Origin of the sequence: Paracoccus sp. TD-10 (assembly GCF_048270675.1) — a bacterium.
GTDB classification, from domain to species: domain Bacteria; phylum Pseudomonadota; class Alphaproteobacteria; order Rhodobacterales; family Rhodobacteraceae; genus Paracoccus; species Paracoccus pantotrophus.
The window spans coordinates 1599235-1622741 of sequence record NZ_CP182418.1 but is presented as its reverse complement, the minus strand read 5'-3'; the positions used below and the strand labels follow the sequence as shown (position 1 = coordinate 1622741).

22 protein-coding genes are annotated in these 23507 nt (G+C 69.1%); 9 read left to right on the top strand and 13 right to left on the bottom strand.

Annotated elements, in window-relative coordinates; translation table 11 throughout:
* The first annotated feature begins 75 nt into the window (after positions 1-75).
* Positions 76-594, top strand: coding sequence for a SixA phosphatase family protein (locus ACNKFW_RS08010; protein ID WP_024845320.1), 519 nt, complete (start codon positions 76-78; stop codon positions 592-594).
* Here ACNKFW_RS08010 and ACNKFW_RS08005 read toward each other — a convergent pair.
* Positions 591-1556 (bottom strand): 1-phosphofructokinase family hexose kinase, encoded by a 966-nt coding sequence (locus ACNKFW_RS08005; protein ID WP_024845319.1) that lies wholly within the window; start codon positions 1554-1556, stop codon positions 591-593. The genes ACNKFW_RS08010 and ACNKFW_RS08005 overlap by 4 nt on opposite strands.
* Positions 1556-1963, bottom strand: coding sequence for a metallopeptidase family protein (locus tag ACNKFW_RS08000; protein WP_024845318.1), 408 nt, complete (start codon positions 1961-1963; stop codon positions 1556-1558). The genes ACNKFW_RS08005 and ACNKFW_RS08000 overlap by 1 nt, the downstream gene beginning before the upstream one ends.
* Positions 1964-2040: 77 nt before the next feature.
* On the opposite strand from ACNKFW_RS08000, the gene gltX reads away from it, so the two are divergent.
* Positions 2041-3366 carry a glutamate--tRNA ligase gene (gltX, locus tag ACNKFW_RS07995; protein WP_147428107.1) on the top strand — a complete coding sequence of 442 codons (1326 nt, stop codon included), beginning with the start codon at positions 2041-2043 and terminating at the stop codon, positions 3364-3366.
* Positions 3367-4148: 782 nt separating this feature from the next.
* Positions 4149-5483: a trigger factor gene (tig, locus tag ACNKFW_RS07990; protein ID WP_147428106.1), complete on the top strand. Its 1335-nt coding sequence runs from the start codon at positions 4149-4151 to the stop codon at positions 5481-5483.
* A gap of 192 nt (positions 5484-5675) precedes the next feature.
* Here the strand turns inward: tig and ACNKFW_RS07985 are convergent, their stop codons facing one another.
* From ACNKFW_RS07985 to rpsF, 4 genes are all read right to left on the bottom strand, one after another.
* A complete protein-coding gene (locus tag ACNKFW_RS07985; RefSeq protein ID WP_024845315.1) occupies positions 5676-6491 on the bottom strand; it encodes a hypothetical protein in 816 nt (271 codons plus the stop codon).
* A gap of 156 nt (positions 6492-6647) precedes the next feature.
* Complete coding sequence (rplI, locus tag ACNKFW_RS07980) at positions 6648-7232, bottom strand: 50S ribosomal protein L9 (RefSeq protein WP_024845314.1); 585 nt, start codon at positions 7230-7232, stop codon at positions 6648-6650.
* A 12-nt stretch (positions 7233-7244) separates the two neighbouring features.
* Complete coding sequence (gene rpsR / locus ACNKFW_RS07975) at positions 7245-7472, bottom strand: 30S ribosomal protein S18 (RefSeq protein WP_011747229.1); 228 nt, start codon at positions 7470-7472, stop codon at positions 7245-7247.
* An 18-nt stretch (positions 7473-7490) separates the two neighbouring features.
* Positions 7491-7886 carry a 30S ribosomal protein S6 gene (rpsF, locus tag ACNKFW_RS07970; RefSeq protein WP_024845313.1) on the bottom strand — a complete coding sequence of 132 codons (396 nt, stop codon included), beginning with the start codon at positions 7884-7886 and terminating at the stop codon, positions 7491-7493.
* Between the two features lie 288 nt (positions 7887-8174).
* Between rpsF and ACNKFW_RS07965 the strand changes: the two genes are divergently transcribed.
* Positions 8175-8756: a YceI family protein gene (locus tag ACNKFW_RS07965; RefSeq protein ID WP_147428105.1), complete on the top strand. Its 582-nt coding sequence runs from the start codon at positions 8175-8177 to the stop codon at positions 8754-8756.
* Positions 8757-8825: 69 nt separating this feature from the next.
* On the opposite strand, the gene ACNKFW_RS07960 is transcribed toward ACNKFW_RS07965, so the two are convergent.
* The gene (locus ACNKFW_RS07960) at positions 8826-9848 is read right to left on the bottom strand and encodes a cytochrome-c peroxidase (protein WP_147428331.1); all 1023 of its coding nucleotides are present in this window, start codon (positions 9846-9848) and stop codon (positions 8826-8828) included.
* Between the two features lie 191 nt (positions 9849-10039).
* On the opposite strand from ACNKFW_RS07960, the gene prfA reads away from it, so the two are divergent.
* The 3 genes from prfA to ACNKFW_RS07945 all read left to right on the top strand — a co-directional run bounded on the left by prfA (position 10040) and on the right by ACNKFW_RS07945 (position 12984).
* Positions 10040-11095, top strand: a complete 1056-nt coding sequence (gene prfA / locus ACNKFW_RS07955) for a peptide chain release factor 1 (protein ID WP_024845310.1) — start codon at positions 10040-10042, stop codon at positions 11093-11095.
* A 4-nt stretch (positions 11096-11099) separates the two neighbouring features.
* Positions 11100-11927 (top strand): peptide chain release factor N(5)-glutamine methyltransferase, encoded by an 828-nt coding sequence (prmC, locus tag ACNKFW_RS07950; protein WP_147428329.1) that lies wholly within the window; start codon positions 11100-11102, stop codon positions 11925-11927.
* A gap of 247 nt (positions 11928-12174) precedes the next feature.
* Complete coding sequence (locus ACNKFW_RS07945; RefSeq protein ID WP_024845308.1) at positions 12175-12984, top strand: DUF4167 domain-containing protein; 810 nt, start codon at positions 12175-12177, stop codon at positions 12982-12984.
* A 3-nt stretch (positions 12985-12987) separates the two neighbouring features.
* Here the strand turns inward: ACNKFW_RS07945 and rsmA are convergent, their stop codons facing one another.
* The 6 genes from rsmA to lptF all read right to left on the bottom strand — a co-directional run bounded on the left by rsmA (position 12988) and on the right by lptF (position 20848).
* On the bottom strand, positions 12988-13836 hold the full coding sequence (rsmA, locus tag ACNKFW_RS07940; protein WP_024845307.1) for a 16S rRNA (adenine(1518)-N(6)/adenine(1519)-N(6))-dimethyltransferase RsmA: 849 nt from the start codon (positions 13834-13836) through the stop codon (positions 12988-12990).
* A complete protein-coding gene (pdxA, locus tag ACNKFW_RS07935; RefSeq protein ID WP_024845306.1) occupies positions 13833-14801 on the bottom strand; it encodes a 4-hydroxythreonine-4-phosphate dehydrogenase PdxA in 969 nt (322 codons plus the stop codon). The genes rsmA and pdxA overlap by 4 nt, the downstream gene beginning before the upstream one ends.
* 69 nt (positions 14802-14870) lie before the next feature.
* Positions 14871-16145 (bottom strand): peptidylprolyl isomerase, encoded by a 1275-nt coding sequence (locus ACNKFW_RS07930; RefSeq protein ID WP_028710119.1) that lies wholly within the window; start codon positions 16143-16145, stop codon positions 14871-14873.
* 31 nt (positions 16146-16176) lie between these two features.
* A complete protein-coding gene (locus ACNKFW_RS07925) occupies positions 16177-18582 on the bottom strand; it encodes an LPS-assembly protein LptD (protein ID WP_147428103.1) in 2406 nt (801 codons plus the stop codon).
* Complete coding sequence (gene lptG / locus ACNKFW_RS07920; RefSeq protein ID WP_024845303.1) at positions 18582-19703, bottom strand: LPS export ABC transporter permease LptG; 1122 nt, start codon at positions 19701-19703, stop codon at positions 18582-18584. The genes ACNKFW_RS07925 and lptG overlap by 1 nt, the downstream gene beginning before the upstream one ends.
* The gene (lptF, locus tag ACNKFW_RS07915; protein WP_147428102.1) at positions 19700-20848 is read right to left on the bottom strand and encodes an LPS export ABC transporter permease LptF; all 1149 of its coding nucleotides are present in this window, start codon (positions 20846-20848) and stop codon (positions 19700-19702) included. Before lptF ends, lptG begins: the two co-directional genes overlap by 4 nt.
* 130 nt (positions 20849-20978) lie before the next feature.
* On the opposite strand from lptF, the gene ACNKFW_RS07910 reads away from it, so the two are divergent.
* Positions 20979-22580, top strand: a complete 1602-nt coding sequence (locus ACNKFW_RS07910; protein WP_024845301.1) for a leucyl aminopeptidase — start codon at positions 20979-20981, stop codon at positions 22578-22580.
* Complete coding sequence (locus tag ACNKFW_RS07905) at positions 22580-23029, top strand: DNA polymerase III subunit chi (protein ID WP_024845300.1); 450 nt, start codon at positions 22580-22582, stop codon at positions 23027-23029. Before ACNKFW_RS07910 ends, ACNKFW_RS07905 begins: the two co-directional genes overlap by 1 nt.
* Positions 23030-23507: the final 478 nt, after the last annotated feature.

Below are 23507 nucleotides of genomic sequence, written 5' to 3'. Positions count from 1 at the left end.
TGCCCGCCCGGCGGAAGCTATGGCAGGCTCGGCGACGTCGCGTAATTTTAACCGTCTGGCCGAAAAGGCAATTCGATGACTCCACTCGGGCACTGCCGTCTGATCCTGACCCGCCATGCGAAATCGTCCTGGGACGATCCGGCGCAGCCCGACCACGACCGGCCGCTGAATGCGCGCGGCCGCCGCTCGGCGCGCGAGCTGGGCGACTGGCTGGCCAGTCGCGGCTACGAGCCCGAGGAAGTGCTGTGCTCGACCGCCGAGCGCACGCGCGAGACCTGGGCCGGCATCGCCATGGCGCCCCTGGAGGTGCGGCCGCATATCCGTTACGAGCCGGGCCTTTACCACGCCGCGCCCCAGAAGATGCTGGAGATCCTGCGCAGCGCCTCGGCGCCGACGGTGATGATGATCGGCCACAATCCCGGCATTGCCGAATTCGCCGCCATGCTGCCGGCGCGGGCACCGCTGGACCCGGATTTCCGCCGCTATCCGACGGCGGCGACGCTGGTCGTCGATTTCCAGATCGACGACTGGTCGGAACTGGCCCCCGCGCAGGGCAGCGTGCTGGATTTCGTCCGCATGGACGGGCGCGACTAGCTCGGGCCTCGCATCTGCGTCACCACGCGGGCGGCGAACAGCCGTTCGACATCCTCGCCCCGGCAGAGCTCGGTCGCCGGCGTCTGCACCGCGGCCGAGGCGGCGGCGGCCGCCAGCCCCAGCGCATCGCGGACCGGCCAGCCGCGGGCATGGCCCAGCGTGAAGCCGGCCAGGAAGCTGTCGCCGGCGCCGACCTTGCTGACCACCTGCACCCGCGCGGCCTCGGCATGCCAGATGCCCTGGTCGGTGGCGATGATATTGCCATCGCGACCCCGCGCCACGATCACCCCATGCGCGGCCCCCGAGGCCACGAGACTGGCCGCGAAACCGGCGGTGTCGGCGCGGAAGGGCAGGGGATGGCCGGCCAGTCCCGCGGCTTCCTCGTCGTCCATGCGCAGGATCTCGACCCGGCGGTCGGTGGCGGCGGCCACCTCGGCCAGCGCCTCGCCCGACGTGTCCACGACCAGCCGTGCGCCGGTGCCGCGCAGCCGCTCGGCCAGCATGGCCGCGAAGCGCGCCGGCACGCCCGGCGGGTTCGAGCCGGACAGCACAACCAGCGCACCGGGCTCGGCGGCGCCGGTGGCGGCTTGCAGCGCGGTCTCGACATCGTCGGCGGACCATTCCGGGCCGGGCATGACGAAACGGTATTGCTGGCGGATGGTGCGGTCGTCCACGGTCAGGGACTGACGCGTCTCGCCCGGCGCGGGCAGGGTCATCAGCGGGACGCCGGTTTCCGCCAGCAGCTCGGCGATGCGCTGCCCGGTGGCGCCGCCAAGCGCGACCAGCGCCGTACTGTCGCCGCCCATGGCGCGGATCGCGCGGCTGACATTGATGCCGCCGCCGCCCGGATCGAAGCGCGGCGCCTCGCAGCGCAGCTTGATGTCGGGCACCACCTGGCGCGTGCCGGTGGTCACGTCCAGCGCCGGGTTCAGGGTGATGGTCAGGATCGGCGCCTGCTCCATCATTCCCACCAGCGGTCGATGGCGGCGATGTCGTCGTCCGACCAGCCGAAATGATGGGCGAATTCATGCACCACGACATGCGCGACCAGCTGGCCCAGCGTTACGTCCCCGCGCGAGGCCCATTCGTCCAGGATGGCGCGGCGAAACAGCCAGACCGTGTCGGGAAAATGCTGCGGCGCGCTGGCGGATTTCTCGGTCATCGGCACGCCGTCATAGAGCCCGGTCAGCTCCAGCGGGTCGTCGATCTCCAACTCGTCCAGGAATTCCTCGCTGGCGAAATCCTCGACGCGCAGCACCACCTGGGCGGCCGGACCGGCGAATTCCGGCGGCAGGCCGGCGATGGCCTCGCGCGCCAATTCCTCGATCATGGCCGCGTCGGGGGCCTCGGCATTCTTCCAGTCAAGCATCGGCTCACCTCGTCTTTGGTCCCCGATATGGACAAAAACCGCCGTTTGTGAAAGAGCGAAGCCGACAGGAGATCCCCATGACCACCACCCGTTTCGCCCCTTCGCCCACCGGCCACATCCATGTCGGCAACCTGCGCACGGCGCTGATGAACTATCTGATCGCGCGCAAGGCGGGCGGCACCTTCATCCTGCGCCTGGACGATACCGACCGCGAACGGTCGAAGCAGGAATATGCCGACGGCATCCAGCGCGACCTGGAATGGCTGGGCCTGCAATGGGACCGGATCGAGCGGCAGTCGGATCGCCTCGACCGCTATGCCGAGGCGGCGCAGGGACTGCGCGCAGCCGGGCGGCTCTACGAGGTGTTCGAGACCCCGACCGAGCTGGACCTGAAGCGCAAGAAGCAGCTCAACATGGGCAAGCCGCCGGTCTATGACCGCGCCGGGCTGAGGCTTTCGGCCGAGGACAAGGACCGGCTGCGCGCCGAGGGCCGCGCCGGCTATTGGCGCTTCCTGCTGGACCGGGAGCGGATCGAGTGGCGGGACGGCATCCTGGGCGAGATTTCCATCGACGCGGCCTCGGTCTCGGACCCGGTGCTGATCCGCGCCGACGGGCAGGTGCTTTACACCTTCGCGAGTTCGGTCGACGACGCCGAGATGGGCGTGACCCATATCGTGCGCGGCGCCGACCATGTGACCAATACCGCGACGCAGATCCAGATCATCCGCGCGCTGGGAGCCGAACCGCCGACCTTTGCCCATCACAGCCTGCTGACCGGCGCGCAGGGCGAGGAACTGTCCAAGCGCCTGGGCACGCTGTCGATCCGCGACCTGCGCGAAAACGGCGTGGCGCCGGAGGCGCTCTTGTCGCTGATGGCGCGGCTGGGCTCGTCGCAGCCGGTCGAGTTGCGGATGTCGCTGGACGAACTGGCCGAGGGGTTCGACCTGTCGCAATTCGGCGCCTCGCCCACCAAGTTCGATGCCGAAGACCTGTGGCCGCTGACGCGCGAGGCCAACCAGTCGCGCCCCTTCGCCGAGGTCAGGGACCGGATCGCCGCGCTGGGCGTGCCGGACGAGCTGGCCGAGCGGTTCTGGCGCGTCGCCTCGCAGAACATCACCCGGCTGGACGACCTGGCGGGCTGGTGGCAGATCTTCTCGACGGGGGCCGAGCCGCAGATCGACGCCGAGGATGCCGATTTCATCGCCGAGGCGATGAAGCTCTTGCCGCCGCCGCCCTATACCGATGCGAGCTGGGGCGAGTTCACCAATGCGGTCAAGCAGGCGACCGGCCGCAAGGGCAAGGGCCTGTTCATGCCGTTGCGCAAGGCCCTGACCGGCCAGGCGCATGGGCCGGACATGTCCGAGGTCATGCCGCTGTTGCAGGTTGTGCGCGCGCGCGGCTGAGCCTGCGGCGTCAATCACGCGCAAAGGCCGCCTTTAGGGGCGGCCTTTGTCGTTTCAGGCCGGCCGGACCCTGCCGCTGCAAGGACCGGTCCGCTGTTTATTGTTCGATATGTATGGGCAAGAGGAATCGCCAGACGCGAGTAGGGATCCGGCCGTGCCCAATAAAGACGCAACCATGTCAGGAACGGATCCCGCGACCTCTTGCCGGTTCACGACCGGGCGGGAACAAGGATGCGCACCCGCCCGGTCAGTTTTGAACACATGACCAAAGACCATTTACCAAGGTTAACAAACAACCGCTTACGCAACGATGCCTGTATGCACCGTCACGCCGCGGAAGGGAATATATCCATAAGTTAGGTGCCGTTTGCTGACCTAATAACGGCAGCCCGTTGATTTTGCGGCGGCTGCAACTTGCGGCTGCAAGGCACCCAGGCCGGCGGAAGATCGCTTATCGCCGCTTCCCTGGGGTCAACCGGTTCGGCGGCCGATGGGACGATAATGCCCATTTCAACCAAAGGATGTCCTCTGGCCTCAGTTCTCGCGGCGAGGGTGGGCGGGGGGCGGGCGTTTTCCGGCACCACCCCTGGCGCGGCCCAGCCGGAAACACCGTGCGAAACCCGGCCGGGACGCGGCGATTCCTGCCTTCCTCCTTGCTATGCCGGCCGAAATCCCATAGCTAGCGCGCTGAAACAGGCGGAGGCGCGGAACGTTAGGTTCCGGCGTCGGCGAGGCTGTAATGCCTCGGACCCGCAAGACGGTTCGTGGATGAAGGAAGACAAATGCAGGTCAAGGAAACCCAGAACGAAGGGCTGAAGCGGGGCTATGAATTCACCCTGCCTGCGGCCGATCTGGCGGCGCAGGTGGATGCGAAGCTGAAAGAGGCCCAGCCCGAGGTCGAGATGAAGGGCTTCCGCAAAGGCAAGGTGCCGATGGCGCTGCTGAAGAAGCAGTTCGGCCAGCGCATCATGGGCGATGCCATGCAGGAGGCCATCGACAAGGCGCTGCGCGACCACCTGGAGAAATCCGGCGACCGCCCCGCCCTGCAGCCCAAGATCGAGATGGTCAACGGCGAGACCTGGAAAGAGGGCGACGACGTCGTCGTCACCGTCGCCTACGAGGCGCTGCCCGCCATCCCGGAAACCGACCTGTCCGGCGTCGAGCTGGAGCGGCTGGTGGTCGAGGCCAGCGAGGAGCAGGTGACCGAGGCGCTGGAGAATCTGGCCAAGAACGCCCAGAGCTTCGAGGATCGCAAGAAGGGCAGCAAGGCCAAGGACGGCGATCAGGTCGTGATCGACTTCAAGGGCATGGTCGATGGCGAGGCCTTCGAGGGCGGCTCGGCCGAGGATTACCCGCTGGTGCTGGGCTCGGGCAGCTTCATCCCCGGCTTCGAGGAGCAGCTGGTCGGCGCCAAGGCTGGCGACGAGATCAAGGTCGAAGTGAAATTCCCCGAGGATTACGGCCATCCCGGCCTGGCCGGCAAGGACGCGATTTTCGAGACCGCCGTCAAGGCGGTGAAGGCGCCGAAACCGGCCGAGATCGACGACGAACTGGCCAAGAAATTCGGTGCCGAAAGCCTGGACGCGCTGAAGGGGCAGATCCGCGAGCGGCTGGAGGCGGAATACAAGGGGGCCTCGCGCCAGGTTCTCAAGCGCGCGCTGCTGGACAAGTTGGACGCGCTGGTCAAGTTCGACCTGCCCGATTCGCTGGTCGAGGCCGAGGCGCATCAGATCGCGCACCAGCTCTGGCACGAGGAGCACCCCGAGGAACACGGCCATAACCATGGCGAGATCGAGCCGACGGAGGAGCACAAGAAACTGGCCGAGCGCCGTGTCCGGCTGGGTCTGCTCTTGGCCGAAATCGGCCAGAAGGCCGAGATCACCGTCTCGGACCAGGAGATGACCCAGGCCGTGCTGCGCCAGGCGCGCCAATATCCCGGCCAGGAGCGCGCCTTCTTCGAGTTCATCCAGCAGAACCCGCAGGCGCAGCAGCAGCTGCGTGCGCCGATCTTCGAGGACAAGGTCGTGGACCATATCGTCGAGGGTGCCAAGGTTTCGGAGAAATCCGTGACCAAGGAAGAGCTGGAAAAGGCCATCGAGGCGCTGGATCAGCTCTGATCCGCTGCCTTGCCGCGACGAGAAGGGCCGTCCCGCTGGGGCGGCCTTTTTCATTGCCGCACCCGGCTGGCCAGGGCGGGGTCGGAATGCGGTGGTGCAGATGGGTATTTGTGGAACGAAGAAGCCGGCTCAACGGGTCGCGCCTTGCTGGCGGCACCGGCGGGCGGCGGCCCATCCTGGGGCCCTTCGGCGTCAGAGCCGATGCACGCGCGGGTCGTGATCGGCAGGCCCGCCCGGATCGGGGCCCTCCATCGGGTCGTGCAGCAGCGGGTCGTCGCGCAGATCCGGCATTCGTGCGTCGTGGTGGACATTGGCGGTGATGTCATCGGCGCGGTCGGCCTGTGCGCCTTGTCGGCGCTGCGACGGGCCGCGCCGCTGCGGCGCCGGCTTGCGGTCGATGATGCTGCGCATGATCGTCGCGGCATCGCCGAATTCCTGCATGATGGTGCTGGCCTGGCCCGCGACCGAGCGGAAGCCGGTCACGGCGGCGGTCAGTGCCTGCATCACGTTCTCGACGCCGCTGGTCAGGCTGGCGGTATTGGCCTCGACCTCTTGCAGCAGGCTTTGCCGCGGCGGGCGGCGCTGGCCCTGCGGGACATGCCGGGCGGCGGCCTTTGCCTTGGGCCGACGGTCTGGCTCGGGGCGTGCCTGGCGTTCCATCGGGCCGGATCCGGGCCGCCGGTCGGCGTCGGGCCTGCGCGGCCGGCCGGGGTCATCTCCCGCAATGAGGTCGATCATATGCCGCGCCGCGATCACCGTGCCGGCGGTCAGGGCGGCCGCCGCCAGGCCGGTGCCGCCCCAGACCAGCCATTTCGCCCCGCGCGAGGGGCGCGGCCATGGATGGCTGCCATCGGGAGAGACATCGCCATGCGGCGGGATGCGGCGCGATTCCGCCGGGCCCGGCGGGCGGCGATGGCCCTCGGGGACCGGGCGGGGGCCGAAGCGGGTCTGGCTGGTCTCGTCGGCCGGGGTACGGGTGATGGGCGGCTGGTCGTCCTGGTGGTGCATGCCGGCAAATCCTCTGGCGAAGGGCGCTTTGCGGCTCAACCCCGCAGCCCGGCGAATGTTCCGCCGAACCCGAGACGCGGGCAAGGGGTGCTGCCATGCGGGCATGAAAAAACGCGCCGGTTGCGGCGCGTTTTCCCTGTTCCGACAAAGGCGCGATCAGTTCGCGGCTTCGTCCTCGTCGCGGCCGGCCGAGCCGATGTCGTCGAACAGCTCGGCGATCTCGAATTCGGCGGCGGCTTCCTCTTCGGCGGCCAGTTCCTGGATCGACTTGCCCGAGGCCTGCAGTTCGGCTTCTTCGGCCGAGCGGGCGACGTTCAGCTTGATCGTCACATCGACTTCCGGGTGCAGGTGCACGCGGACCTCGTGCAGGCCCAGATCCTTGATCGGGGCGGTCAGCACGACCTGGCGGCGCTCGATCGCGAAACCTTCGGCATTGGCGACATCGGCGGCGTCACGCGGGGTGACCGAGCCGTAGAGCGCGCCGGCATCCGAGGCGGAGCGGATGATGACGAAGGTCTGGCCGTCGAGCTTCGCGGCGATCTTTTCGGCTTCGGCGCGGCTCTCGTCGTTGCGGGCGGCGAGTTCGGCCTTGCGGGCTTCGAAGGCCTGGATATTGGCGTCCGAGGCGCGCAGCGCCTTGCCCTGCGGCAGAAGGTAGTTGCGCGCGAAACCGTCCTTGACCTTCACGACTTCGCCCATCTGGCCCAGCTTGGCCACGCGTTCCAGCAGGATGACTTGCATGATCGTCTCTCCTTACTTCACGGCATAGGGCAGCAGGGCGAGGAAGCGGGCGCGCTTGATAGCGCGCGCCAGTTCGCGCTGCTTCTTGGCCGAGACGGCGGTGATGCGCGAGGGCACGATCTTGCCGCGTTCCGAGATGTAACGCTGGAGCAGGCGCGTGTCCTTGTAGTCGATGGCGGGGGCGTTGTCGCCCGAGAAGGGGCAGACTTTCCGGCGGCGGAAGAAGGGCTTGTTGGCCATGATCCTGGTTCCTTTCCCTTAGTTCCGGTCGTCGCGGTCGCGCCGCTCGCGGCGTTCGCCGCGGTCGCTGCGATCACCGCGCTCGCGCTCGTCGCGCTTCTGCATCTGGACCGAGGGGCCTTCCTTGTGCGCGTCCACGCGGACGGTCAGCACACGCATGACGTCGTCATGCAGGCGGGCCAGGCGCTCCATCTCCTGCACGGCGGCCGAGGGCGCGTCCGAACGCAGGAAGGCGTAATGGCCCTTGCGGTTCTTGTTGATCTTGTAGGCGAGGGTGCGCACACCCCAGTATTCGTTGTCCACGACCTTGCCGCCATTGTCGGCGATCACGGTCGAGAAATGTTCGATCAGCCCCTCGGCCTGCGCGTTCGACAGGTCCTGGCGGGCGATCAGCACATGCTCGTAAAGCGGCATGTCTGCACCTTTCTTGGGGGCGCGCTTCAACGGCGGGACAGCCCTTCCGCGCCCCGCCACGAGAGGCTGCGCCGGTTTCGCATTTGCGGAAGGATGCGGCCTTATAGCGATCATGCCGGGGAATGCAAGGAAAAAGGCCGGGAAATCCCGGAAAGTCGCCCCTGCGGCGATACTGTTTCCGCGCTGCGGCGAAACACGAAATTGTCAGGGGTTTTGTCGGAAACCCTTGTTGATGCTGGGGCATTTTCTGGCAGAACCGTGCATGACATTTTCAATCCGGAGACCAGAATGAAACCCATCCTTGCCCCCGTCGCCGCGATCACCCTGCTTGGCGCCACCGCCGCCATGGCCGAGCCCGTGGTCTATGATTTCGACCCCTCGCACAGCCAGGTCGTCTTTGAATACAATCACATGGGCTTTTCGACCAGCACCGGCATCATCAACGGCATCACCGGCAAGCTGACGCTGGATGCCGAGAACCCGGCCAATTCCAGCGTCGAGGCGACCATCCCGCTGTCGGGGCTGCGCACCGTGTCCGAGGAGCTGGACAAGCACCTGTTCGGGCCGGATTTCTTCAACACCGATGCCAGCGGCGCGGTCGCGACCTTCAAGTCGACCAATGTGGCGCCGGACGATGACGACGAGGCCAAGGTCACGGGCGATCTGACGCTGAACGGCGTGACCAAGCAGGTGGTCCTGGATGTCGACCTGAACCTGCTTGCCGCCCATCCGATGACCGGCAAGCAGGCCGTCGGCTTCGATGCCGAGACCGAGATCAGGCGTTCCGAGTTCAACCTGGGCAAGTTCGCCCCGGCGGTCGAGGACGAGGTCGAGATCAAGATCACCGTCGAGGCTGTCAAGGCCGAGTGATCCACCGGCCGGACCGCAAGCAGAAGGGGCCCCGCGAAGGGCCCCTTTTCGTTTCTCGCCTTGCCCGGCTTACATCGGCGTGGGCAGCGGCGTCGTCTCGGTGCGCACCGGCAGGATCGGATGGTCGATCACCGGCTGCTCGCCGGTCAGCGTGCCCAGGAAGGCGGTGATGTCTTCGGCCTGCTGGTCGGTCAGCTCGGTGCCGATCTGGGCCGAGGACATGATCTTGACCGCTTCCGCCAGTTCCCAGACCACGCCCGAGTGGAAATAGGGAGCGGTCAGCGCGACGTTGCGCAGCGGCGCGGCGCGGAAGACATACTCGTCGTCGGTGGTCCGCGTCACCTCGAAGCGGCCGGTGTCGCCCGCCGGCAGCACCTCGGCGCCGGGCTTGGCGATCAGGCCGAAGGGGTGATAATCCTGCCCGCCGAAGTTCACGCCATAGTGGCAGGCGGTGCAGCCGGTTTCCATGAAGGCCTGCAGCCCGCGCTTTTCCTGGTCGGTCATCGCCGCATCGTCGCCGGCAAGGAAGCGGTCAAAGGCGCTGTTCGGCGTGATCAGCGTGGCCTCGAACTGCTCGATCGCGGCGGCGAAATTGTCGAAGGTCACCGGGTCCGCTTCTTCGGGGAAGGCGGCCTTGAAGGCTTCGACATATTCCGGCATCGAGTTGATGGTCTTGACCACCTGGTCGGGGGTGTTGCTCATCTCGACCCCGGCCTGGACCGGGCCCTTGGCCTGTTCGGCCAGGTCGGCGGCGCGGCCGTCCCAGAATTGCGCGGCGTTGAAGATCGCGTTCAGCATGGTGGGGGCGTTGCGCGGCCCCTTCTGCCAGCCGTGCCCGATCGAGGTCGGAAGGCCGTCCACCCCGCCCAAGCCGACGTTGTGGCAGGTCTGGCACGAGATCAGCCCCGAACTGGACATGCGCGGGTCGAAGAACAGCACCTTGCCCAGTTCGATCTTCTCGGCGGTCAGCGGAACGCCCTCGGGATTGTCCTCGGTCTGCTTGATGGCGGTCATCTTTCCGGGAATCGCCTCGAACACCCCCTTGGCTTCCTCGCGCAGGGCGCCGTTGTCGATGGCTTCAGTCTGCGCCATGACCGGCAGAGCGGACAGGGCAAGACTCGTCGCTGTCAGAAAGGGGACGAGTTTCACGTTGGGCCTCCTTTGGCTTGGTGGGCGCGTTTGGCGATACCCTGCACCACGGCGGCCGGCCTTGCTTTGATCTGGGTCAGATGCCCGCAAGGTTCCGCCTTGTCGGCCCGCGGTTCAACGGCTAATTGCATCAAATGCTGCCGGAAGACCGCCTTGCCCAGATCGTCGCGCGTTTCGAATATCTCGAGGCGCGGCTGCATGCCGGGCCCGCGGCCGAGGAAATCGCCGCGATCAGCCGCGAATATGCCGAGCTGAAGCCGGTGGTGGCGCAGATCGCCGAATGGCGCGCCGCGCAGGCCGGCCTGCGCGAGGCCGAGGCCCTGCTGGTCGATCCCGAGATGCGCGAACTGGCGCAGGACGAACTGTCGCGCCTGCGCGCCGCGCTGCCCGAGCTGGAACATGCGCTGCGCATCGCGCTGTTGCCGCGCGACGCCGCCGATGCCCGCCCGGCCATCCTGGAGATCCGCCCCGGCACCGGCGGCGAGGAGGCGGCGCTGTTCGCCGGCGACCTGCTGGCCATGTATCGCCGCTTTGCCGAATCGCAGGGCTGGCAGTTCCAGATGCTCGAACTGGCCGAATCCGACCTGGGCGGCGTGCGCGAGGCGGTGGCGCGGATCGAGGGCGAGGGCGTCTTCGCCAAGCTGAAATACGAATCGGGCGTCCACCGCGTCCAGCGCGTCCCCGAGACGGAATCGGGCGGGCGCATCCATACCAGCGCCGCCACCGTGGCCGTGCTGCCCGAGGCCGAGGCGGTGGATATCGACATTCCCGCCAGCGATATCCGCATCGACACCATGCGCGCCAGCGGCGCTGGTGGCCAGCATGTCAACACCACCGATTCGGCAGTGCGCATCACCCATCTGCCGACCGGCATCGTGGTGACCAGTTCGGAAAAGTCCCAGCACCAGAACCGCGCCAATGCCATGGCCGTGCTGCGGGCGCGGCTTTACGACATGGAGCGGTCGCGCGCCGATGCCGAGCGCGCCGCGGACCGCAAGAGCCAGGTCGGCTCGGGCGACCGCTCGGAACGCATCCGCACCTACAACTTCCCGCAGGGCCGGATGACCGACCATCGCATCGGCCTGACGCTCTATGCGCTCGACCGCATCATGCAAGGCGAGATCGGCGAGATCGTGGCGGCGCTGACCGCGCATGACCAGGCCGCGCGCCTGGCCGCGCAGGGCGAGTGATTCCGTGACCGGGGCCGAGGCCCTGCGGCAAGGCGCCGCTCGACTCGCCCAGGCCGGGGTGCCCGGTGCGGCCGAGGATGCCCGGCTGCTTCTGGCCCATGCCCTGGACCTGCCGCGCCACCAGTTGACCGGCGTGCTGGCCGCGCCGCTGCCGCCCGAGGCGCTGCGACGTTTCGACGCATCCCTGGCCGCCCGCGCCGCGCGCCAGCCGGTCAGCCAGATCCTTGGCCGCCGCGCCTTCTGGAAGCACGAGTTCCGTGTCACCCGCGATACGCTCGACCCCCGCCCTGAAACCGAAACCCTGGTCGAGGCGGCGCTGGCCGCGCCCTTCGCCTCGGTGCTGGACCTGGGCACCGGGACCGGGGCGATCCTGATCTCGCTTCTGGCCGAACGGCCGGGCACGCGCGGGCTTGGCACCGACATTTCGCCGGCCGCTCTTGCCGTGGCGCGGGAAAATGCCAAGGTCATGGGGGTTTGCGCGGATTTTCTCGAATCCGACTGGTTTGCCTCGGTCACGGGGCAATTCGACCTGATCGTCTCCAACCCGCCCTATATCGCGCTTGCGGAAATGGCGCAGCTTACGCCCGAGGTGCGGGAATGGGAGCCGCAGCAGGCGCTGACCGACGGGGCGGACGGGCTTTCCGCCTATCGCGCCATCGCCGCCGGGGCGCCCGCGCATCTGGCGCCCGGCGGCCGGCTGATGGTCGAGATCGGTCCCACGCAGGGCGCGGCCGTGGCGGCGCTGATGCGTGCAGCCGGGCTGGCCGAGCCCCGCATCCTGCCCGACCTGGACGGGCGCGACCGGGTCGTCGCCGCCCGAAAGCCGCTTTGATCCGGCAAGGTTCCGCGCCTTTCGCGGGTTTTGACGAAATTTTCGCTTGTAAGCGGCGCTGCGGCGTGTTTATTCGCAATTGTGACGGGGGCGCGCCGCCCACGCACGGGTCAGTCATACTCAGATAACCCAGCCTTTCACTGGTGACGCGGGAGCCGGAGCAAACGCCGCACCTGCGCTGACACCCGCCTTAGGAATGACCCCAACCTCAGCCGGCCCTTGCCGGACATAAACTGACAACAAGCTGATGAGATCATCCAAATCCCGTTCGCGTAACAAGTCGAACCGACAGCGTTCGCTGGGCAATATCGTCAACCGCGTCTTCGATTCCTCGGGCCCCGAGGGCAAGGTGCGCGGCACGCCCCAGCAGATCATCGAGAAATACCTCACGCTCGCCCGCGACGCCCAGCTTTCCAACGACCGGGTGGCCGAGCAGAGCTTTCTTCAACACGCAGAACATTACACCCGCATGCTGGGCGAGGCGCAGCGCGAGCAGGCCGAACGCCAGGGCCACCAGCAGCAGGGGCGCGACGACGATGCCCAGGATGGCAACACCTCGGCCGCGTCCGAGAACGGCAATGGCCAGAACGGTCATCACGGCCACCGCCAGGATCGTCAGGATCGCCACGACCGGCGCGAGGACCGCCGCGACGAGCGTCGCGACGACCGCCGCGAGGAACGCCAGCAGCCCGCCCCCCGCATGGAAGCCCGCGCGGAAGAGCGCGCCCAGCCGGCTGCCGCGCCCATCGATTCCGGGCTGCCGCCGGTGATCACCGCGGACGAGGATGCCGCCGGCCCGGTCGAGACCCCGGAAAGCGCCGCGACCTCTGCCGATGTGCCGGCCGAGCCCGCCGTGGCCCCGGAAGCCTCTGCCGCGATCTCGGCCGAGCCCGCCGCTGCCGAATCGGCCCCGCGCCGCCGCAGCCGCAGCACGACCGCAGCGCCGCGCAGCCGCAAGAAACCGTCCGAAGACGGCGGCAAGGCTCCCGCCGCGAAATCCTCGGGCCGCGGCACCAAGGCGGCGAAGACCCAGCCCGAAAGCGCCTCGGGCGAATGAGGCTCAGCGCGGTGCGGCGGCCAGGCCCCGCGCCAGCGCGCAGAACTGCTCCAGCCCGATCTCTTCCGCGCGGGCGGTGGGGGCGATGCCGGCTTGGACCAGCAGCGATTCGATCTCCGGGTGCAGGCCCTTCAACGAGGCGCGCAGCATCTTGCGGCGCTGGTTGAACCCGGCCGCCACCACCCGGTTCAGCACTGCCGGATCGGCCGGATAGCGCGGCTCGGGCAGGGCGGTCAGGTGGACGACCGCCGAATGCACCTTGGGCGCCGGGACAAATGCCTCGGGCGGCAGGGCCATCACGATCCGCGCCTCGGTCCGCCATTGCGCCAGCACGGCCAGGCGGCCGTAAGCCTTGCCGCCCGGCTGCGCCACGATGCGCTCGGCCACCTCTTTCTGGAACATCAGCGTCAGCGACTGCCAGAAGGGCGGCCATGCGGCCGGCGTCAGCCAGCGGATCAGCAACTCGGTGCCGACATTATAGGGAAGGTTCGCGACGATGCGGATCGGCGGGGACAGATGCGCCAGCGGATCGACCTCCAGCGCATCGCCATGGATCACCTCCAGCCGGCCGGGATAGGCGGCGGCGATCTCGGCCAGGGCGGGCAGGGCGCGGGCGTCCTTCTCGATCGCCAGCACATGCCGCGCACCCTCCGCCAGCAGCCCGCGGGTCAGGCCGCCCGGACCGGGCCCCACCTCGATCACGTCACAGCCCGTCAGGTCGCCGGCCGTCCGCGCGATCTTGGCGGTCAGGTTCAGATCCAGCAGGAAATTCTGCCCCAGCTGCTTCTTCGCCCGCAGATCGTGGCGCGCGATCACCTCGCGCAGCGGCGGCAGCCCGTCGATGGCGCTCATCGCCGGCCCGCCATCTCATGCGCCATGCGCAGCGCCGCGATGACGCTTTGCGCATCGGCGATCCCTTGGCCGGCGATGTCGAAGGCGGTGCCGTGATCGGGCGAGGTGCGCACGAAGGGCAGGCCCAGCGTCACGTTCACGCCCCCGGCGAAATCCAGCGTCTTGATCGGGATCAGCGCCTGGTCGTGATAGGCGCACAGCGCCGCGTCGTAACGCGCCCGTGCCGCCGGATGGAACATGGTATCGGCCGGCAGCGGCCCGCGCAGGTCGAAGCCTTCGCGGCGCAGCCGCTCGATCAGCGGTGCCATCCAGCGCGCCTCCTCGTCGCCCATGACGCCGTTCTCACCGGCATGCGGGTTAAGCCCGGCGATGGCCAACCGCGGCCGGGCCAGGCCGAAATCGCGCCGCATCGCGGCATCGGTGATGCGGATCGCCTGCTCCAGCCGCAGGGGCGTCAGGGCCAGCGGCACCTCGGACAGCGGGATGTGGATGGTCACCGGCACCACCCGGCAGGGCGGCTCGACCGTGGTCGAGGCCAGCATCATCACCACCGGCACGTCGCCGGCCAGATGCGCCAGATATTCGGTATGGCCGGGAAAGCCGAAGCCGGCCCCGCGCTTCAGCGCCTCCTTGTTGATCGGCAGGGTGCAGATGCCGCCCGCCGCGCCCGACAGGGCCAGGTCGACGGCGCGGGCGATGACCTCGACCACCGCGGGCGCATTGGCGGGATCGGGCCGGCCCGGCACCGCCGGCGCCGGGAAATCATGCCGCAGCACTGCCAGCAGGCCCTCGGGCACCGACTCGCCCGGAGCTGCGACCTCGGCCCAGGGGGTTCCTTCGGGGAGATGCCGCGGATCGCCCAGGAACACGAAGGGCACGCCCGAGGCCAGCGCCTTGGGCGCCAGCTCCGGCCCGACGCCCGCCGGCTCGCCGCAGGTCAGGATGATGGGACGGGCTTCAGTCATCTTCTCCGTTTCCCAAATACCCTCTGGGGGTCCGGGGGGCGAAGCGCCCCCGGTGGCGGGGCCGGGGGCTCACGGCCGCCGGATGATCGCATTGGCGCGCAATTCGGCCAGGTAGTTGTCGGCGGCCTGGCCGACCTTGCGGCTGAAGATCTGGTTGCGCATCTCCTCGCGGTCCGGCAGCGCGTCGGGGTCGGGCGCGGCGGCCGTCTCGCCCTCCGCCGTCACCGCCACCGGCGCCTCCGGCGCAGCGCCGGAGGCCAGCAGCGCGGACTGGCGCTTGCACAGCATCAGCAGCTCGGCCGCGCCGCCCTGGCTGACCACCGAGGTTTCGTTGTCGTCCAGCACGGCCAGCCGCAGCGCCTCTGTGGCCGGGATCTGGCCCTGGGACAGGGTCTGGCGCTGGATCTGTTCGGGCGGCAGGCCGCGGGCATGCACGAAAAGATCGGCGCAAGTGTCGGAAAGCGCCGCGATCCGGTTCGCCTCGGCCAGGCTGGCCAGCCGGAAGCGCACGTAATCCAGCACCTGTTCCCTGGCGCCGGGGCGCAGCGTGCCGCGGCTGTCGCGCAGGTAGAACAGCACCACCGCGCCCTCGACGGTCAGGGGCTGGCTGATCTGGCCGGGCTTCATCGACAGGATGATCGGCCGCAGCGAGGGCGGCAGGTTCTCCAGCGGCATCCAGGGCAGCCGCCCGCCTTCCCCGGCCGAGGGCGTGGCCGAATGCCGGCGCGCGGCCGCGGCGAAATCCGCCTCCGAGCGCACGCTCTGGACCAGCGATTCCGCCAGGCCCATGGCCTGCGCCTCCTGGCCGGGCGGGGCGGGGATGATCAGTTCCGACAGCGCGACATGGGTGATGCGCGGCGTCTCCAGCAGGCGCTGCATTTCCTGGTCCAGTTCGGCATCGCTGACCTGGACCTGCGGTACCAGGCGCTGGCGCACCACCTCGCGCCAGACAATGCCGGCGGCGACGAAATCGCGGAAGGTCTGCCGCTCGACCCCGGCCTGGGCCAGGGCGCGGGTGAATTCCTCGACGCCAAGATTGGCGCGGCCGGCGAACTCGGCCAGGCCGGCGTCGATCTGGGCGTCGCTGGCGGCAATGCCCATCTGCTCCGCGGCAAACAGGCGCAGCCGGTCGTCGATCAGCGCCTGCTCGGCCGAGGCGCGGTCGGCATCGGGCGCGCGCAGGATCTGCAGGAAGCGGATGCGCTGCTCCAGCTCATAGCGGGTGACGGCCGAATCGTTGACATAGACCAGCGGCTGGAACGGATTGCCCTGCGCAAAGGCCGGGGCCACCCCGCCTGCTGCCAGCATCGCGGCCATGGCCGCCCCCAGAAGAATTCGCCGCATCAGCTCCCTCGCCGCATGGTTTTGCCGGACATTAGCGCAGGCAGGCGCGGCGCGCCACCGTTCCCGGACCGGGCTTTTGCTGGCCGAAGCCGCCCAGCCGGATACCCAGGTCGAAACGGGTGTCGGGCCGCACCTCGTCCGAAGAGGTAAAGCGCCGCTCGACCGACATTTCGACGGTTATGCATTCATTGCGATATTCCAGGCCCAACTGCGCCTTTTGCGCGCGATCGGCGGTGAAGTCATAGCGCGTCTCGGTCGTGGCCCACCAGCCGGGCGCGACCTGCCAGCCCCCGGCCATGGTCAGTTCCGACACATCCTCGGGCCGGCTTTCGCCCTCGTCCGAATCAAGCCAGAGATAGCCGGCCGAGACCTGCAGGCCCGGCTGGAACCAGCCCAGCCGCAGCTCGTTGCGGCTGATCGAGAAGCCGTCGTCGAACAGCGCCCGGTTGACCAGTGCCAGCCCGTTCATGCCCTGATAGGTGGCCGAGACCAGCCAGTCCGACCGCTTGCCGCCCAGCGGCCCGCCGTCCCAGAAAGCCGGGTCCGCCGGGTCGTTTTCGAAGGCCGGATCGGCCTTGTTGCGAAAGACCCGCCCGGCGGTCAGGCCGATCGACCAGCCGGCCGGGTCGATCCGCGTCCAGCCGATGCCCAGATTGGCGCGCCAGCCCGATTCGCGCGCGTCCCAGCCCGGAAAGCGGTTCAGCGCGAACAGGTTGCCCTCGTCGAACTCGATCAGGCGGCTGTCCTCGTTCGGCACCTTGTCCTCGGCATCGCGTTCGGGCGACCAGACCAGCTGCGCCACCGGCTCGACGATATGCGTGACGCCGCCGGAATGGCGGGCCAGGGGCCAGCGCAGCTCGGCGGCCAGCACCGGATCGGTGCGCATCACCCAATCCTCGTAATCGCTGTCCTGGTTGATGCGATAGAAATCGGCATCAAGCCGGGTCTCGACCGCGCCGACCAGCCCGCCGGGCAGGATCGCGCTGCGATACCAGTCCAGCGCGACCGAGCCGCGGGCCATGTCCCGGCCGTCATGATCCGTCGAGGACGCACGGCGATGGGCGTGCAGCGACCATTCCAGGCTGGCGATGCCGCCGATCCGGTCGGGGGTCCAGCGCCGCTTCCACAGCGCATCGGCGACCACCGAGGGTGTGACCTCCTCGGGTTCGTCCTCGCGCAGCGATTCGTAATTGCCGATCCGGGCCATCATCATGCGGTCACGGCGCACGCGGTCCAGCGTCAGTCCGCTCCATAGCCGGTCGGCGTTGGAGATGTCGTAATCCAGCAGATAGGCGCGGTTGCTGGCCATCTGGATCTGCAGGCCCAGCATGTAGCCGCGCGGCAGCTCGAACCGTGCGCCGCCGAACAGATAGCCGCGGGTCTCGCCCTCCTCGATGTCGTCGCGCGAGATGGCGCCGTTCCATTCCATCGCGCCGTTGCTGAAGGCCTGGCGATAGCGCAGCTCCAGCGTGCGGGTGCGCGACAGCGCGACATAGGGCGTCAGCGTGACGTCGGCATGATCGCCCAGCGTGACGAAATAGGGCAGCTTGATGCCGAAACCCAGCCCCGAGGTGGTGCGGAACTGCGGCCGCAGGAATCCGGTCATGCGCTCGACGCTGGGATCGGGCGCCGTCAGCCAGGGCAGGCTGGCGATGGGCAGGCCAAGCGCGCGAAACTGCGGGCGGTCGAAATGCAGCTTCTGCGTGCGCGCGTCATGGGTGATGGCTCGGGCGCGGATTTCCCACAGCGGGATCGGGTTCTCGGCACAGATCTGGCAGCTGGAGGCGACGACATTGTCCAGCCGGGTGACGGCGCCGTTCTCGCTGCGGCGCATCTCGCGCGCGGCCATCTGCATCTCGCGCGCCAGCACCAGCCGGGCGCCGCGCAGGATGCCGTCCTGCATGTTCGGGTCCAGTTGGGCGCTGTCGGCGATCAGGATGGTTTCCTGGGGCGTGCCGGCGCGGGCGGGTTCGGTCAGGTGGATCGGCCCCTCGATCACCGCCGTCCCGCTTGCGTTGTCATAGACCACGCGCGAGGCGATTAGCCGCGCGCCGCGATACCAGATCACCACCCCGCCCGAGGCGGTCAGCCGGTTGTCCGCGCCCAGCGTCACCTGATCGGCCAGCAGCGTGGCCGGGCTGCCCGCGCCCTCGCCATCGCCGCCGGCGATGCGCAGGCTGCCGGGCCGTGCGGCGAGGCTGGGCGTATGCGACGCCTCGGTGCCGTCGGCGAAGCGGGCGGTGCCGTCGGGGCTTTCGGTCGGGGCCAGCGCCGGGCCGTCGGGGCCCTGCGGCACCTCGTCGGGCTGGTTATAGACCGGCAGGGTCTGGCCCTCGGGCGTCAGGCTCTGCCCCGGGGCCATGCCGGGCAGCAGGACCGCCAGCAGCGCGGCGCTGGCCGTTTTCGCAGTCTTCCGTCCCCTGTGGCCACGCGCCATCAACCGTCCTCCAGCCGCAAGAGTGCCCCCAAGGCGAAAAGCAGCGCCACGATGGGCGGCGCCCAGCCGGCCAGGGCCGGCGGGATGCCGCCATTGTCGCCCAGCACCTGCGCCAGATTGCGCAGGAAGAACAGGGCGATGCCGCAGCCGAAGGCCCCCAGCACCAGAAGCCCCATCCGGCGCCCGCGCATATGGCGCATGGCGAAGACCGCCGCGATGGCGATCATGGCCGCCATCAGCAGCGGCCGGGCCAGCTCCATCTGGAACCAGACCTTGTGCCGCTGGGCGGAAAAGCCCGCCCGCTCCAGTCCCTTGATGAAGGCCGGCAACTGCCAGACCGGGATCGCCTCGGGCCGGCCGAAACTGTCGCGGATGCGGGCGGCGGTCAGGTCGGTCGGCAGTTCCAGCCGCGGCGCGGTGCGGGCCATCGCCTCGGGGTTTGGCTGGGTCAGCGGCCATTCCTTGGTGTCGGTCAGTTCCCACGCCCCCTGGGTCAGCCGCGCCGTGGCGGCGTCGATGCGCCGGGTCGGCCCGATCTGGGGCGAATAGACCGTGAAGGTCGCGTCATAAAGCGTCGTGGCATCGGGGCTGGCGCGGCTGGCGCGGATGACGACCTGGCCCGCGGTCTCGGTCCCGTTCGCGCCGGGCGCGGGCAGGGCCTGGCGCAGCCAGACCGCATTGTCGCCGACGCTGACGGTCTGGCCGCCGCCGCTGCGCATCTGCGCGACCGCGTCGTCATAGCGTTTCGTGGTCGCCGCCACCATCGGGTTCAGCACCGCGACCGCCAGCATCCCGGCCAGCGCAGCGGTGATCGCCGGGGCGCAAAGCACCCGGATGCCCGAACGCCCCGAGGCCCGGATCGCGACCAGTTCCGACGTGCGCGACAGGCCCAGAAACAGCGCGATCCCCGCCAGCACCGTGATGAGCGGCAGGATGGAATAGAAGCTGGCGGTGATGTTCAGCAGCGACAGGCCCGCGGCGCCCGAAAGCCCGATATTCTCGTCCGAGAAGCGGCGGATCTGCTCGACGATGTCGATCAGGAACAGGATGGCGCCGAAGATCGCCGCGATCATCACCAGCATGCGCAGGAAGCGCCGCGCGACATAGGTGGACAGGATCATGCCGCGCGCCCTTTCGCCGCCCTGGGCTTCGGGCTGCCGCGCAGCCGCCGCGGCCGGGCGGCAAGCCACAGCACCGCGGCGCAGATCGCCGCCCCGGCCAGGGGCGAGACATAGATCAGCGGCCAGCGCGCGGCATTGCCGGCGACCTGGTTCTCGGCCGCGGTGCCGAGGAACTGCACCACGATCAGCGCCACCACCGCCCAGATCACCTGCCGCCAGACGCCGAAGCGGCTGAAGCCGCCCAGCAGCAGCATGCCAAAGCCCAGCAGCGCCGCCACCGGCGCCTGGAAGGGCTTGGCCAGCCGCTCATGCGCCTCGGCCAGGGCGCGGTCGGGGGTGGCGCCGGTCGCGGCCAGCAATTCCGGATCGGGGTCCATCAGCCGCAGCGTCGAATAGGCGCGCAGGTCGCGCTTGCGGCTCGCCCCGGTGTCGATCAGGCTGCCCAGGTCATAGGCCAGTTCGGAAAACCGCGTCACCGACAGGCTTTGCCGGTCGCCGGCATGGCGCAGATCCTGCACCATGCCCTGCATCATCACCAGCCGCGGCCCCTCGTCGGTCCTGACCAGCAGCGCCTCGGCCGCGGTATAGGTGGTCTGGCTGCCGGGGTCGCGGGCGTCTTCAAGAAAGAAATCAACCAGCCGCCCGTCCGCCGCGATGTCGCGGATGTAAAGCGTGACGCCCTGCGCCGGATACTGGAACGAGCCGGCGCGTAGGAATTGCGCGGTGACGTTCTGCGCGATCTCGGCCTGGCGGTCGGCCAGCCGCCCGCGCGCCATCGGCACCACGGCATGGACGAGCAGCGCCACCATCAGCCCGACCAGCACGCCGAAGACCAGCACCGGCCGCGCCAGCCGCCAGGGCGAGATGCCGGTCGCCTGCATCGCCACCAGTTCCGATTCCGAGGCCAGGCGGTTGGTGCCATAGGCGCTGGCCGCGAAGGCCGCGATGGGCAGCACGACCGAGATCACCAGCGGCAGGGTCAGCGCCGTGAATTCCAGCACCACCAGCGCGGTCTGCCCGTCCGAGATCAGCTGCTCGAACAGCGAGACGGCGCGGTTGATCCAGTAGACCGACACCAGCACCAGCGCAAAGAACCCGAACAGGGTCATAAGTTGCGACAGGATGTAGCGGTCGATGCGGGGCATGGGGGCTTTCGCGGGCTCGGACCCCGCCTGATTAGCCGTTGCGCGGGCGTTGGGAAAGCCCCGGCTCTGGTCAAGCCGCGCGGGCGTGACTAGTTTCCGCCAGGACGGAGCAACGCGAGGGGGCAGGACCATGACTCATCCAGTCGAAATTTCCTTTACGGCGACGGATGTCGCGGGGCTGGCCGAGCGGCCCGGCCGCATCGCCATCCTGGTGCCCAAGACCGGGCGGCTGCCCGCCGGCCTGCCGCGCGCCACGCGCGAGGCGGTGGGGCGGGCCTTCGCATCCGAGGCCTGGAAGGCGGTCAAGCCCGGCAAGGCGCTGGAGCTGGCCTTTCCCGCCGGGCTGAAGGCGGAATCGTTGCAGATCGTGCTGCTGCCGTCCGGCGCCGACGTGGCGACGTCGCGGGCGGCGGGTGCCAGCATCGGCGCCCGGCTGGGCAAGGCCGATACCCTGGTGCTGGCCGGCAACCATGCGCGCGCCGCCGAGGTGGCGCTGGGGCTGGCGCTGCGGGCCTATGACTTCTCGGCCTACAAGACGAAGAAATCCGGCAATGGCGCCGCCGCCGAGGGCGAGACCCCGGCCGAGCCCGCCGCGACCACCAGCCACACCGGCGCGCCCCAGGATGCGCGGCTCTCGGATGCGGCAGGCACCGACGAGCCGGCGTCCGGGCCGGCTCAGGGCGCCACGCCGCGCGGCCGGGTGATCTTCATGCACCAGGATCCCGAGGCGCTGGCCCGCGCGGCCACCGACGGCGCCGCCCTGGCCGAGGGCGTGTTCTTCACCCGCGACCTGGTGAACGAGCCCGCCAATGTGCTGACCACCAGCGATTTCGCCGACCGGCTGCTGGCCATGCGCGAGCTGGGCCTGGAGGTCGAGGTGCTGGAGGAGGATGAGCTGGCCAGGCTGGGCATGCGGGCGCTGCTGGCCGTGGGGCAGGGGTCCGAGAGCCCCTCCAAGGTCGTGGTCATGCGTTGGAACGGCGGCGGTGATGCCGCGCCGCTGGCGCTGGTCGGCAAGGGCGTGGTCTTCGACACCGGCGGCATCTCGATCAAGCCCGCCGCCGGCATGGAGGAGATGACCATGGACATGGGCGGTGCGGGCGTGGTCGCCGGCGTCATGCGGGTGCTGGCGCTGCGCCGGGCCAAGGCCAATGTCGTGGGTCTGGTTGGCCTGGTCGAGAACATGCCCGACGGCCGCGCCCAGCGTCCGGGCGACATCGTGCGCTCGATGAAGGGCGACACGATCGAGGTGATCAATACCGATGCCGAGGGCCGGCTCGTGCTGGCCGATGTGCTTTGGTATGCGCAGCAACGCTTCAAGCCCGCCGCCCTGGTCGATCTGGCGACGTTGACCGGCGCCGTCATCATCGCGCTGGGGCACGAGAATGCCGGGGTATTCTCGAATGACGACGCCTTCGCCACGGCGGTGCTGAATGCCGCCAAGGCCGAGGGCGAGGGCGCCTGGCGGCTGCCGCTGGGCCCGGCCTATGACAAGCTGATCGATTCGCGCCTGGCCGACATCAAGAACACCGGCGGGCGTGCCGCCGGCTCGATCACCGCGGCGCAGTTCCTGCAGCGTTTCGTGGGCGAGGGCATGCCCTGGGTGCATCTGGACATCGCCGGGGTGGCGCTGCCGCCCGCCGAGACCGGGCTGGCGCCCAAGGGGGCATCCGGCTGGGGCGTGATGACGCTGGACCGGCTGGTGCGCGACCGCTTCGAGAAGCAGGGCTGATGGGCTCGGCCCTGTTCTACCACCTGACGCGCTCGGGTCCGGCGCAGCTCTTGCCGATGCTGATCGGCAAGAGCCTGCAAGCGGGCTGGCGGGTCGAGCTGCGGGGCAGGGACCGGGCGCGGCAGGTGGTGCTGGACGAGAGGCTGTGGCTGGACGAGGGCTTCCTGCCGCATGGCCTGGCCGGCGGGCCGCATGACGCCCGCCAGCCGGTGCTGCTGACCGTCGAGGGCCAGGCGGCCGTCAATGCCCCGCGCTGCCTGATCGCGCTGGACGGGGCCGCGGTCTCGGGCGCGGAATGCCTGGCGCTGGAACGCGCCTGCATCGTCTTCGACGGCAATGATCCAGAGGCATTGGAACGCGCCCGGACGCAATGGCGGGCGCTGAAGGCCGAGGATATCGCTGCGGAATACTGGTCCGAGGCCGGCGGCCGCTGGGAGCGCAAGCAGTAGGGCGGGGCCGGAAGTTCCCGAACCCCTCGGCGGGTCATCGTCGCTGTCCCGCTTGCCCGGCCGCGGGTTCGAGGAACGGGGTGCAGGGGTGGGAAAGCATCCCCTCGATCTCGCCGCCACAAGGTCGCGCCAGAGAGAGGCGGCGGCCGCTTCCAATGGGCGCGATTCACGCGACGCGCCGGAAATCGCGGCGCTTCCTGCCGCAGAGGTCGTTGCAGAGCTCCGGGCGGCGTCCTGCCCCGGAACCGGCTCGAAAGCGGGTTTGCGGGCGGCCCCGCTTGCGCTTTCAGGCCGCCTGTCGGCAACCGCGCCACAGCGTCGGCAGGCTTGCGGGAATGACCCGGTAACTGCGGCCCGGCGCGCATCGACCGCACCGGCAGGCCCTGCAATGCAGGAACTTTCTGGGTCTGAGGGAATGGGATGGTGCTGCGAGAGAGGATTGAATTTTCGATTATAAAAGTAAAATCAATTAGTTACA

Coding starts and splice junctions, on each gene's coding strand:
- rpsR (WP_011747229.1), bottom strand. CDS start 7,472: ATGGCCAACAAGCCCTTCTTCCGCCGCCGGAAAGTCTGCCCCTTCTCG.
- lptF (WP_147428102.1), bottom strand. CDS start 20,848: ATGCCCCGCATCGACCGCTACATCCTGTCGCAACTTATGACCCTGTTC.
- ACNKFW_RS07905 (WP_024845300.1), top strand. CDS start 22,580: ATGGGCTCGGCCCTGTTCTACCACCTGACGCGCTCGGGTCCGGCGCAG.
- rsmA (WP_024845307.1), bottom strand. CDS start 13,836: ATGAGCGCCATCGACGGGCTGCCGCCGCTGCGCGAGGTGATCGCGCGC.
- rpsF (WP_024845313.1), bottom strand. CDS start 7,886: ATGCCGCTTTACGAGCATGTGCTGATCGCCCGCCAGGACCTGTCGAAC.
- rplI (WP_024845314.1), bottom strand. CDS start 7,232: ATGCAAGTCATCCTGCTGGAACGCGTGGCCAAGCTGGGCCAGATGGGC.
- gltX (WP_147428107.1), top strand. CDS start 2,041: ATGACCACCACCCGTTTCGCCCCTTCGCCCACCGGCCACATCCATGTC.
- ACNKFW_RS08010 (WP_024845320.1), top strand. CDS start 76: ATGACTCCACTCGGGCACTGCCGTCTGATCCTGACCCGCCATGCGAAA.
- ACNKFW_RS07910 (WP_024845301.1), top strand. CDS start 20,979: ATGACTCATCCAGTCGAAATTTCCTTTACGGCGACGGATGTCGCGGGG.
- pdxA (WP_024845306.1), bottom strand. CDS start 14,801: ATGACTGAAGCCCGTCCCATCATCCTGACCTGCGGCGAGCCGGCGGGC.
- lptG (WP_024845303.1), bottom strand. CDS start 19,703: ATGATCCTGTCCACCTATGTCGCGCGGCGCTTCCTGCGCATGCTGGTG.
- ACNKFW_RS07925 (WP_147428103.1), bottom strand. CDS start 18,582: ATGGCGCGTGGCCACAGGGGACGGAAGACTGCGAAAACGGCCAGCGCC.
- ACNKFW_RS08005 (WP_024845319.1), bottom strand. CDS start 1,556: ATGGAGCAGGCGCCGATCCTGACCATCACCCTGAACCCGGCGCTGGAC.
- ACNKFW_RS07945 (WP_024845308.1), top strand. CDS start 12,175: ATGAGATCATCCAAATCCCGTTCGCGTAACAAGTCGAACCGACAGCGT.
- tig (WP_147428106.1), top strand. CDS start 4,149: ATGCAGGTCAAGGAAACCCAGAACGAAGGGCTGAAGCGGGGCTATGAA.
- ACNKFW_RS07960 (WP_147428331.1), bottom strand. CDS start 9,848: ATGGCGCAGACTGAAGCCATCGACAACGGCGCCCTGCGCGAGGAAGCC.
- ACNKFW_RS07985 (WP_024845315.1), bottom strand. CDS start 6,491: ATGCACCACCAGGACGACCAGCCGCCCATCACCCGTACCCCGGCCGAC.
- ACNKFW_RS07965 (WP_147428105.1), top strand. CDS start 8,175: ATGAAACCCATCCTTGCCCCCGTCGCCGCGATCACCCTGCTTGGCGCC.
- ACNKFW_RS07930 (WP_028710119.1), bottom strand. CDS start 16,145: ATGCGGCGAATTCTTCTGGGGGCGGCCATGGCCGCGATGCTGGCAGCA.
- prfA (WP_024845310.1), top strand. CDS start 10,040: ATGCTGCCGGAAGACCGCCTTGCCCAGATCGTCGCGCGTTTCGAATAT.
- ACNKFW_RS08000 (WP_024845318.1), bottom strand. CDS start 1,963: ATGCTTGACTGGAAGAATGCCGAGGCCCCCGACGCGGCCATGATCGAG.